The sequence below is a fragment of the Staphylococcus pasteuri genome (assembly GCF_003970495.1).
Taxonomy (GTDB): Bacteria; Bacillota; Bacilli; order Staphylococcales; family Staphylococcaceae; genus Staphylococcus; species Staphylococcus pasteuri.
This window is the reverse complement of the sequence record NZ_RXWW01000061.1, coordinates 208,403-220,542: the sequence shown is the minus strand read 5'-3', so window position 1 is coordinate 220,542 and position 12,140 is coordinate 208,403. Positions and strand designations below refer to the sequence as shown.

General features: G+C 31.2%; 10 protein-coding genes. 7 read left to right on the top strand and 3 right to left on the bottom strand.

Going from position 1 to position 12,140, the window contains the following annotated elements; translation table 11 throughout:
- Nucleotides 1-174: 174 nt before the first annotated feature.
- From uptA to CD121_RS09240, 3 genes are all read left to right on the top strand, one after another.
- A complete protein-coding gene (gene uptA / locus CD121_RS09250; RefSeq protein ID WP_017636540.1) occupies nt 175-786 on the top strand; it encodes an undecaprenyl phosphate transporter UptA in 612 nt (203 codons plus the stop codon).
- A gap of 262 nt (nt 787-1,048) precedes the next feature.
- Nucleotides 1,049-3,013 carry a fructose-1,6-bisphosphatase gene (locus CD121_RS09245; protein WP_119622583.1) on the top strand — a complete coding sequence of 655 codons (1,965 nt, stop codon included), beginning with the start codon at nt 1,049-1,051 and terminating at the stop codon, nt 3,011-3,013.
- 131 nt (nt 3,014-3,144) lie between these two features.
- On the top strand, nt 3,145-3,279 hold the full coding sequence (locus CD121_RS09240) for a type I toxin-antitoxin system Fst family toxin (RefSeq protein ID WP_371106450.1): 135 nt from the start codon (nt 3,145-3,147) through the stop codon (nt 3,277-3,279).
- Between the two features lie 108 nt (nt 3,280-3,387).
- On the opposite strand, the gene CD121_RS09235 is transcribed toward CD121_RS09240, so the two are convergent.
- The gene (locus CD121_RS09235; protein ID WP_126568009.1) at nt 3,388-5,175 is read right to left on the bottom strand and encodes a cation:proton antiporter; all 1,788 of its coding nucleotides are present in this window, start codon (nt 5,173-5,175) and stop codon (nt 3,388-3,390) included.
- A gap of 320 nt (nt 5,176-5,495) precedes the next feature.
- On the opposite strand from CD121_RS09235, the gene CD121_RS09230 reads away from it, so the two are divergent.
- The 4 genes from CD121_RS09230 to CD121_RS09215 all read left to right on the top strand — a co-directional run bounded on the left by CD121_RS09230 (nt 5,496) and on the right by CD121_RS09215 (nt 9,417).
- Nucleotides 5,496-6,545: a YkvI family membrane protein gene (locus CD121_RS09230; RefSeq protein WP_119622584.1), complete on the top strand. Its 1,050-nt coding sequence runs from the start codon at nt 5,496-5,498 to the stop codon at nt 6,543-6,545.
- Nucleotides 6,546-6,637: 92 nt separating this feature from the next.
- Nucleotides 6,638-8,065 carry an aldehyde dehydrogenase gene (gene aldA, locus CD121_RS09225; RefSeq protein ID WP_017636544.1) on the top strand — a complete coding sequence of 476 codons (1,428 nt, stop codon included), beginning with the start codon at nt 6,638-6,640 and terminating at the stop codon, nt 8,063-8,065.
- Between the two features lie 127 nt (nt 8,066-8,192).
- Entirely contained in the window at nt 8,193-8,474 is a 282-nt protein-coding gene (locus tag CD121_RS09220; protein WP_126568007.1) for a GNAT family N-acetyltransferase, read from the top strand.
- A gap of 136 nt (nt 8,475-8,610) precedes the next feature.
- The gene (locus CD121_RS09215; protein WP_126568005.1) at nt 8,611-9,417 is read left to right on the top strand and encodes a VOC family protein; all 807 of its coding nucleotides are present in this window, start codon (nt 8,611-8,613) and stop codon (nt 9,415-9,417) included.
- Between the two features lie 86 nt (nt 9,418-9,503).
- Here CD121_RS09215 and CD121_RS09210 read toward each other — a convergent pair whose 3' ends face one another.
- Together CD121_RS09210 and CD121_RS09205 are read right to left on the bottom strand one after the other, a co-directional pair.
- Nucleotides 9,504-10,997 (bottom strand): aldehyde dehydrogenase family protein, encoded by a 1,494-nt coding sequence (locus CD121_RS09210; protein ID WP_126568002.1) that lies wholly within the window; start codon nt 10,995-10,997, stop codon nt 9,504-9,506.
- 274 nt (nt 10,998-11,271) lie between these two features.
- Nucleotides 11,272-11,934, bottom strand: coding sequence for an NAD(P)H-dependent oxidoreductase (locus tag CD121_RS09205; protein WP_017636548.1), 663 nt, complete (start codon nt 11,932-11,934; stop codon nt 11,272-11,274).
- Nucleotides 11,935-12,140: the final 206 nt, after the last annotated feature.

The following is a 12,140-nucleotide window of genomic DNA, read 5'->3' as shown; positions in this document are numbered from 1 at the left end:
ACTATAACTACAATAAATAAACAATTTTAGTGTTTAAAAAAACTAAAAATACTAATAAAATTTTAAATTGACTCCCCTTTCACAAGCATTTATGACTATTTTTTATTATAATGACGTTACCGTACTTTTAATTAAGTAGATTGTTTAGATGAATAAAGGAGTCTATTTATATAAATGGAACAAATTATAACGAATTTTATTAGCCAATGGGGCTATACAGCTATTTTTATTTTAATTTTATTAGAAAATGTCTTACCTGTTGTCCCTTCAGAAATTATTTTAACTTTTGCAGGATTATTATCAGTTAAATCTCATTTATCAGTTTGGACATTGTTAATTATTGCAACGATTGCATCATTTATTGGATTATTAATTTTATACTATATTTGTCGTCTTATTTCAGAAGAAAAACTTTACCGTTTTGTCGATCGACATGGTAAATGGATGAAATTGAAAAGTAGTGATTTAAAACGTGCCAATGATTGGTTTAAAAGATATGGCGCATGGGCAGTATTTCTATGTCGATTCATACCAGTATTACGTGTATTAATTACCATCCCTGCAGGTATTAATCGTATGAATATTATTGTTTTCACATCTTTATCATTATTGGGTACAACTATATGGAACTTTGCGCTTATTATACTAGGTCGTTTGCTTAGCGATAGTTTTGGCGCATTAATGAATGGTATTCATACATATTCTAGAATTATGTATGTTATTATCATCATTGCCATTATTTACTTTGTTATTAGATATTTCGTAAAACGTAAACGTGTCAAATAATATATTATTACTTAACGCTAACATAGTGACTACTTTGTTGGCGTTTTTTAGTATGACCCCCTATTTGTTCCATGCCATAATCAATTAGCTCCCTCTAAAAAATTGTCATTTTCAAACTTGAAGCACTCTGAATATAAAAATATATTTTCAAATAAAGCTTTGCTATTGAAAATTAATCACTTTTTCTTGATAATCAAATGTAAGCGCATTAATTATTACAAAGACTGACTATATTGGAACTTATAAACAGGAGTGACAAATCATGACACATATTACTGAAAGTGAATTGAAACAAAAATATTTAGACTTACTATCACAACGTTTTGATAGTGCTGAAAAATTAGCTACAGAAATTATCAATTTAGAATCAATATTAGAACTTCCAAAAGGCACTGAACATTTCGTAAGTGATTTACATGGTGAATATGAATCTTTCCAACATGTTTTAAGAAATGGTTCAGGTAATGTCAGAGCGAAAATAAATGATATATTCGGAAATACGCTTAACGAAAAAGAAATTAATGATTTAGCAGCACTTGTATATTATCCTGAAGACAAATTAAAGTTAGTTAAAAATCAATTCAATGCGAAAGGTCAGCTCAATGTTTGGTATATTACAACTATCGAACGTTTAATAGAATTAACAAAATACTGTTCTTCAAAATATACTCGTTCTAAATTACGCAAAGCGTTACCAAAACAATTTGTATACATTATTGAAGAGTTGCTTTATAAAAATAATGAATATCAAAACAAAAAAACATATTACGAAACATTGATTAACCAAGTTATTGAATTAGAACAATCTGATGATTTAATTATCGGTCTTTCATATACTGTACAACGATTAGTCGTTGACCATTTACATGTAGTTGGAGACATTTATGACCGTGGACCTAAACCAGATAAAATTATGGATACGCTTATTAATTATCATTCTGTAGATATTCAATGGGGAAATCATGACGTATTATGGATTGGTGCTTATGCCGGTTCCAAAGTGTGTCTAGCTAATTTACTTAGAATCTGTGCACGTTATGATAATTTAGATATTATTGAAGATGCATATGGCATTAACTTAAGACCTTTACTTACTTTAGCTGAAAAATATTATAGTGGAGATAATCCAGCTTTCAAACCGAAAAAACGTCCTGACAAGGAAGTAAGTCTTACTCAACGTGAAGAACATCAGATTACGAAGATTCATCAAGCAATTGCAATGATACAGTTTAAGCTTGAAATGCCAATTATCAAACGTCGCCCATCATTTGAAATGGAAGAACGCTTAGTTTTAGAAAAAATTGATTACGACAAGAATGAAATTACTGTTTACGGTAAAACATACCCATTAAAAGATACATGTTTCCAAACTGTTGATCCAGAACATCCTGAAACATTATTGAAAGAAGAGGAAGATGTTATTGAGAAGTTACTCCTTTCTTTCCAACAATCTGAAAAGCTTCGTCGCCATATGTCCTTCTTAATGCGAGAAGGAAAATTATATCTACCTTACAATGGTAATTTACTTATTCATGGATGCATTCCAGTAGATGAAAATGGCGAAATGGAATCCTTTGAAATCGATGGTGAATCCCATAGTGGACGTGAACTTTTAGATGTATTTGAATACCATGTAAGAAAAGCCTTTGATGACAAAGACATCACTGATGATCTTTCTACTGATTTAGTTTGGTATTTATGGACGGGTAAATACTCTTCATTATTTGGTAAACGTGCTATGACAACATTTGAACGTTATTTTATAGAAGATAAAGCATCACATAAAGAAGAAAAGAATCCTTATTATTACTTACGTGAAGATGTTGATATGATTCGTAAGATGCTAAAAGACTTTGATTTAAATCCTGATGAAGGTCGTATCATTAACGGGCATACACCAGTAAAAGAAATTGACGGTGAAGATCCAATTAAAGCCGATGGTAAAATGTTAGTTATTGATGGCGGTTTCTCAAAAGCATATCAATCTACTACAGGAATAGCTGGTTATACGTTACTTTATAATTCATTTGGTATGCAATTGGTTGCTCACCAAGAATTTAATACTAAGGAAAAAGTATTATCAGATGGTGCCGATGAGTTATCAGTTAAACGTGTTGTTGATGAAGAACTAACTCGTAAAAAAATTAAAGACACTAACGTAGGACATGAACTACAATCTCAAATAGATATTCTTAAAATTTTAATGCATGATAGATACTTAAAATAGTAGAAAAACAGAGCGATAATTGAGTAGAATTCCAATTATCGCCCTGTTTTTTATATTTTATAATATTTTTTTCTTTTAAATAAATTATCCCTTGCTATAATAATACTATCGTCTATGCTTTAGACGTCCTAATGACGTGTAAAGGAGGTGTTATGATGCGGGATATTCTGATAAATATTCTGGCAACCATAACAAGCGGTTGCATCATTGCTTGGTATACTAATTGGTTACGCTGCCGCAATGATAAAAACAATAGACGTAAGTAACCACACCTATAAGAATCCCCTCACTATCACCAGTAGTGAGGGGATTGGTGTTATATGCGAGATATTTCTGATGTTATATTAACATTATTTTTTTATAAAAGCAATATTTTATACGTTATAAACATTTTTTAATATACCATATGTCCCATGTTCTTCTTTAGGTAGTGAATGATTATTCCTTTTAAAAGTGACATTTTTATTTTCATTAATGTAATAAATCAACATATCTTTATCAGTAATCTCATGATATCTTTCGGCAGGCACTTCTATAATATTATGTTGTGTTATATAGTTATCAAACCATCTTGGGGTATGATTTTCATCAAATAAAATATGATTTCGAATAGGACCATTTAAATTGTTACGTGCTTGTTCATCATTAAATGATACTGGCATCATATGGACATTATTCAAACCAAATTCAGGGACTAGTTCATTAAATGCTAAACTATTAAAAATAAATGATTTCGTCATCAATATACACTTATTATATCTTAGTAAATCTGAATATATACGGTCATTGCTAGATAATAAATTCCCTTTAAATACTTCAAATCCTTGCTGATGTGCTTTATCTGAAGTGTTTTCAAATAAATTGAACATCATAATGGGTATACCATGATCTTTAAGCATACTTCCTAAATGAAATGAGAATTCACTTTCCCCAACAATAATAACGCCAGGTGGTTCATTACTTGCTACGCCTAACAACTTACTTAACGGCGTAAAGCTAAATCCATAAATAACAACGGTACTAAATACAAGACCAAATGTGACTGGTGTTATGTATTGAGCCATCTTAACGCCGTCATCCATAAACAAACTTGAAAAGAATTGTGCAACGGTAAGTACAACAATACCTCTAGGCGCCATTAAGGCTACACTAACACGTTCTCTTTTAGTTATTTCTGTTCTAAATGTGGAAATAATTACCGATAAAGGTCTTACAAGTAAAATCATTACAATACTAAATACAAGTAATTGCCATGATAGTACGTTTAGTAATACATCTTTAGTAAGTGATGATGTAATTAAAATAAATACTGTTGAAACCATTATTGTTGATGCATTTTCTATAAAATGATCAGATTCCTTAAACATTAAGTCATGACGTTTATTTCGTGCCATTATAAGTCCAAATATGGTTACAGATAATAATCCAGATTCTGCTAAAATTTCGTCACAGATACTAAATATTAAAAGTATAAATACCAGTTGTATTGGCGGCATTAAACTTTGTGGTATCATGTCACGTTTAATTAACCAGTTAAATAAGAATGATGCACCAAAACCTATTAAAACAACGCTTAAAATTTTTAAGATAAATAGTAAGATCACTAAAAAACTTATACCTTCATCAACAATTTGGTATACATAGAATGCTGATAGTGCCAACATAGGACCAATAGGATCTAATATGATACTTTCCCAACGTAATATTGAATCGACATTTTTCTTTACCTTTGCTTGTTTTAACAATGGTTGGATTACTGTAGGGCCAGTGATTAAAAATAATCCACCCATAACTAATGATACTGAAATTGGAAAATCTAATACAAAATGTAATGCAATTGCACCTAAAATCCATGCAATCGTTGCACCTACAGTAATAATTCTGATGACCGCTTTCGATATCCCTTTTAACTCTCTGAAATCTAAATTACTACTACCTTCAAATAATATAACGGCTACTGCTAATGAAACTATAGGACTAAATACTTCCGATCCCATTGCTTCTTTAGGATTCGCTATGCCTAATATTGGTCCAATTAACAGACCTACAATGGCCATTACTACTATGGATGGCCATTTTATTTTATTTGCTAACCATTGACTGAATATACCTAATGCTAAAAATACAACAATCATTAGCATTAAAGGTAAATCAAATATCATAACAACACCTTCTTCAACTTTTACACTTTTTCCAATCAATCGTTCAATATCCGATAATACTATCAAAGTATCATTAATAATGCATTAATATTTCTCATATTTTTTATATTTACTATTTTACACTAATCATTTTGTCTTTCATTATTTTTTTATATTTCGCAGCTACAGTACGTCTTATTCACACAATAGTCCACATACAATGTACTCAGGTATTTATTTTTAGTATTATTTCGTCTAAAATAGAAAGATATGAATTTTTAAGATAATTATAATTAAAATTGAAATCTCATTAATTTTGACATGAAGGGATAAGAACATAAATGAATATAGCTAAAGAGTCCATTATAGTGGCTTTCGCATTTGTAGGCGTTGTCGTAGGTGCAGGATTTGCGACTGGTCAAGAAATATTCCAATTTTTCACTAGCCATGGTGTTTATAGTTTAGGTGGCATCATTGTAACAGGAACTATTATTACTCTAGGCGGAATCTTTGTTTTAAAGACAGGTTATCGACTAAAATCAGGTAACCATTCAGAATCAGTACATTATTATTTACATCCAATGATTGCTAAAGTCTTTGATTTAATATTAACTGTTTTTTTATTTTCATTAGCTATTATAATGACAGCTGGCGGAGCCTCTACTATTCATGAGAGCTTCAACGTGCCATACTGGTTGAGTTCATTATTACTAGTCATTCTTATATTATCAACATTATTTTTAAAATTTGATCGTCTCATTGCAGTACTAGGAGGAGTGACACCGTTTCTAGTAGCAGTTGTAACAATGATAGCTATTTATTATTTTGCATCAGGTCATCTTAACTTTAATGCAGCTAACCAATACTCAAATCATCATAAATCTATTTCACCTGGATGGTGGTTTGATGGTATCAATTATGCTAGTTTACAAATTGCGGCTGCGTTCAGTTTCTTCTCAGTTATGGGTGGCAAATTAAAATATCGTCAGTCAGCAACGTATGGCGGACTAATAGGCGGTGTCATCATCACATTTTTAATATTAATGATTAATTTAGGTCTTGTAACTCAATTTAATCAAATTAAAGATGTTGCGTTACCTTCCCTATTATTAGCTAAAAATATTTCACCATCCATTGGACTAATTATGTCAGTCATTATGATTTTAGTAATTTATAATACAGTAGTAGGACTTATGTATGCTTTTGCTGCTAGATTTAGTAAACCCTTCTCGAAACGTTATTATATATTAATTATCACAATGGCAATCATTACGTTTATATGCACTTTCGTTGGATTTATATCACTTATAGGGAAAGTATTCCCTATTATGGGGTTATTTGGTTTTATACTCCTTATACCTATATTCTATAAAGGTTTCACAAGAAGTTAGAGCATTGTTGCTCTAACTTTTTTTATGTCTAAATTTAATTTTAATATTTAATCACTGACTTTTAGGGAATATTTCAAGTGGAGGTATGTTATATGACTAATCAACTATTTATAAACAATGAATTTATAGAAAGTAATTCAAACGAAACAATGGATGTAATTAATCCAGCAACTGGTGAAAAAATAGATACGATTACATTTGCGACTACTGAGGAAGTTAATGAAGCCATCGAGAAATCTAAACATGCACAATTAGAGTGGGAAAAAGTTCCGCAACCAACTCGTGCCGAACATGTTAAATTATTAATCCCATTACTTGAACAAAATAAAGAAGAACTTGCACAACTTTACGTCAAAGAACAAGGTAAAACATTAGCCGAAGCTCAAGGCGAAATTGATAAATCTGTTCAATTTATTGATTATATGACTAGTTTAAGCATGAGTAATAAAGGCGAAGTTTTACAAAATAGTGTAGAAAATGAAACTATTCAACTCACTAAAAAACCTATCGGCGTAACAGCTGGTATTGTACCTTGGAATGCTCCTATTTTAGTATTATTACGTAAAGTCATTCCTGCTATTGTAACAGGTTGTTCTGTTGTCATTAAACCTAGTGAAGAAACAACATTACTTACCCTACGTTTAGCTGAAATTTTTAAAGCTTCAACGATTCCTGCAGGTTTAATCCAAATCGTCCCAGGTACTGGTGAAACTGTTGGTACACAATTAGCACAACATAAAGATATCAAATTAATATCTTTAACTGGTAGCATGCGTGCCGGTAAAGCCGTATTTGAAAATGCAGCAAACACAGTTAAAAAGGTAAACTTAGAATTAGGTGGAAACGCCCCTGTCCTCGTAACGCCAAATGCAAATATTGATAAAGCTGTGGATTATATTGTAACTGCTCGTATTAAAAATGCAGGCCAAGTATGTACATGTCCTGAGAGAATATTTGTACATGAAGACGTTCATGATAAATTTGTTGAAAAAGTAAAATCTAAAATGGAAGCTTTAACTGTAGGAGATCCTCTTGATGAAAAAACAGATTTCGGTGCTATTATTAATGAAACTCAATTAAATAGCATAGACGAAAAAGTACAAGATGCTGTTAATAATGGAGCTAAACTTGTATTAGGTGGTCACAAATTAGACCGCCCTGGTTATTTCTATGCTCCTACTGTTTTAGATAACGTTAAACAAACAGATAGTGCATTTAAAGAAGAAATATTTGGTCCTGTATTAGCAATCACAACATATAATGACTTTAATCAAGTTATTGAAGACGCTAATGATACAAACGCTGGCCTTTCTTCTTATATATTCTCAAATGATTTATCAGAAGTCATGACGGCAACTGAACGTTTAAAATTTGGTGAAGTATATGCCAATTGTGAAGCTGAAGAAGTTGTTAACGGCTACCATGCTGGTTGGAGAGAATCTGGTCTAGGTGGCGCAGATGGTATTCATGGTTTCGAGGAATACTATAATACTACCGTTTCTTATATTAGATATAGTTAAATTGTTTAAATGCTCTGCTGTAATTTTATCTAGCACTTCAATTTAATCTCTATTCTTATATAGCAAATGTTTTAAATTTTTATTTAGTGATAAATATACTATATACACAATAAAGGAGCGATGAATTATGGCTGAAGAAATTAAACAAGGTACAAATAAATTTTATGTTGGCGAAGATGAAAACGATCCTAAAGCAGTAATCACATTTAAAGCTGTAGATAATAATGAAATTGATATTGATCATACTGGTGTTTCTGATGAACTTGGTGGACAAGGCCTTGGAAAAAAATTAGTATATCAAGTTGTAGACTATGCTCGTGAAAACAATTTAAAGATTATTGCTTCTTGTCCATTCGCAAAAGATGTTCTTGAAAAAGATGATAGCGTACAAGACGTATATTTAGGTTAAATTGATAAAATAGAAGTAATAAGAGGGATAAATGTTTTTTCAATTTATCCCTCTTTTTTAAACTTTTATCTTGAATATACTTTTTATATCAGTTATAATAAATATATTCAAAAGAGAGAAAAGCGGGGAATTAACTATGACATTTCATGATAAAACTGCAACACAAATTACAAATATTAATTTAAACGTCAAAGATTTAAACACAATGATTGATTACTATACAAACATTTTAGGCTTTAGTGTATTATCTCAAAACGACGAACAAGCTATTCTAGCTATTGGTAAAAGTGGACACACTTTAACTTTAAATGTACTTAAAGATGGCAGACAACCTAGTGCATCAGAAGCCGGACTATTCCATATTGCTTACTTACTTCCTACTGATACTGACTTAGCTAACTTCTTATATTACGTAGCTAATAAAGGTATGAGAATTGGTGCTGGAGACCATCTTGTAAGCCAAGCACTTTATTTCGCTGATCCAGAAGGAAATGGTATTGAAATTTATAGTGATCGTCCAAAAGATGGTTGGATTTGGAATGACGGTTTCGTCAAAATGGATACTTTAGAAGTTGATGGACCTACATTATTATTAGAAAGAACTGAAGATGGTTGGGATGGTATGCCAGATGGTGCTAAAATCGGACATTTACATTTAAAAACTAATAGTTTAGAAGATGCTAAATCATTCTATATAGATCAAATTGGTTTTGAACATATTTCTAAATTCCCACAAGCACTATTTATGTCTACTAATAAATATCATCATCATTTAGCTGCTAATACTTGGCAATCAAGTAAAAAACGTGAAGATAATGATAATAGCTATGGATTATCAGGATTTGATATTTATAAACCTAATCAATCAAATGAAACTTTAACTTCACCTGAAGGACTTACTGTACAATTACATTCAGATGAATCAAAAGTTCCACAACAATAAACTTCAATATAAACATAAAGCCAGTCCAAGACATTGTTTAAGTCTTGGACTGGCTCTTATTATATATTCACAAACCTCAGAAAGTTTTAATATAATCCATTAGTTTCATTTGAAGTATCGATATAAATATTTTTTACTTGTTGATAATTTTTAATTGCATCTTTGTATACTTCACGACCGATACCTGATTTTTTATATCCGCCGAATGGTGCGCCAGCTGGAATTTGGTTATACGTATTAATCCAGATACGACCTGTACGCATTGCTTTAGCTACATTTAATGCACGATTTAAATTAGTTGTAAAGATACCGCCAGCTAGTCCATATTCTGAATCATTAGCAATATCAATTGCTTCTTGTTCATCGTCAAATTTTTCTACTATTAGCACAGGACCAAAAATTTCTTCTTGTGCTAATCGATGACTATTATCTTTTAGTTCAATAATTGTTGGTTCAAAGAAGAAACCTTTATCTCGTCCATTATCAGTAAGGCGATGACCACCTGTTACAATGTTAGCACTTGAATCTTCTTCAGCTAATTTGACATAGTTTTGGATTTTTTCTAGTTGTTCTTCACCAGTTTGACTTCCCATTTTAACATCATCTGCAAATGGGTCACCTACTTTAATATTTTCAAATGCTTCTTTTAATTTTGGTAATAATTTATCATAAACTGATGATTGGACAAGTAATCTAGATCCAGCACTACATACCTCACCTTGGTTGAATAGAATACCTAATTGAACACCTTCAATAACTTGATCAATATTAGCGTCATCAAAGATGATATTAGCACTTTTACCACCAAGTTCTAATGTAGTTGGTACAATACGTTCAGCACCTGCTTTAGCTACGCCATAACCAACGTCTGTAGAACCAGTGAATGATAATTTATCAACACCTTCATGATTGAATATAGCATCACCAGATTCAGAACCTTTACCAGTTAATACGTTAACAACACCTTTAGGTAATACTTCTTGGAATATTTTAGCTAATTCAATTAATGTTAAAGGTGTAGATGATGAAGGTTGAATAACAACAGTATTACCTGCAGCAAGTGCTGGTCCTAGTTTCCATGATGCAAGTAAAATTGGGAAGTTCCATGCCACAACTGCACCTACAACACCAACTGGTTCATTTACTACTAAACTCATAGTATTATGATCAATTTCATTAACTGAACCTTCATCAGTAGTTAAAACACTTGCGAAATATTTAAATTGGTTGGCCGCCATTGGTACATCTATAGTAGATGTTTCACGATAAGGTTTACCATTTTGTAATGATTCGATAGTTGCTAATCGTTCAGCATTGTCATGAATTTTACGGCTAATTTCTAATAAATAATCAGCACGTTCTTCTTTAGAAATTTTACTCCAAGCATCAAAAGCTTCAGTAGCCGCTGTTACTGCTTTATCAACGTCACCTTTACCTGCTTTAGCTACTTGAGCTAATTCTTCTCCATTTGCTGGATTAGAAACTGTTAATGTTTCTCCACTTTCACTTTTATGAAACTCGTTATTTATAAATAAGCCATAGCTTTCATCTATATAATCTCTTACGTTAATATTTGCCATCGTATCCCGTCCTTTTATAATTTTTGAAATACTGTAGGAAATGTATTAAACAATATATAAAGTTATATCGAAAATGTAAACGTTTACTTTTCCTTAGTTATCATTCTACATCCATACGCTATGATTAAAAAATAATGTGCTCACAAGGATGTACACATTAAGTTTACCCTGCAACATATGATTCTATTCATCAACCCAAAATAAGAGCGATGATTGAAATAATAATTAAATCGAATTATTTCTCACCGCTCTTTCTTCACTTAAAAATATTTATTTACTCAAACCACTCAATGACATCGTTATAATTTTGACGAACTTTACCGTGTGGTGGTTCATCAGCACGATAACCAAATGCTGCCATTACAGAAATACCAAAATGATCTGTATCTAAAATACCTTCATCTTTTAAAAGGGATGTCACTTCATCTAAATCAAAGCCTTCCATTGGACAAGAATCAATGCCTAAAAGCGCTGCACTTGTCATCATATTTGCTAAAGCAATGTATGTTTGTTTACTTGCCCAATCAAACAATGTTCTTTCGCTATCATTAATATGGAAATTAGTTTGGAAATTATCAAATTTTTCATAAACTGCTGGTAATGTACTTTCCTTATAACCTTTAACACCTTTTACTAAATCTTGAACGAATTGAGATTGAGACGTTACATTTTTACGCGCAAGTACGATTACAAAATGGCTTGCTGAATCAAGTTGTTTTTGAGCGCCCCAACTGTAAGGTTTCAATTTGTCTCTCAATACTTTATTTTGCACAACTACAAACTTCCATGGTTCTAAACCTAATGAACTTGGTGACAATCTTCCCGCTTCCAAAATTGTTTCAAAATCTTCTTTTGGAATGATTTTTTCAGGATCAAATTGTTTTGTTGCATGTCTAAAATTAAACGCATCTATAATTGTTTGATTCATATTACTCATAAAGGTACCTCCATATTATTATTATGGATATTATATCTTAAAAGATGCCCTCTCTAAAATAATTGAACTAATTCATATTTTAATGCTTGTTAACATACATTTGTAATTAAACATATAAAACTATTTCTATTCAGATTTCAAAAAAACTAATTTTTAACTTGATTTGTGAAAAGATTCACAATATAATGTGGATGTAGGTTATAGTT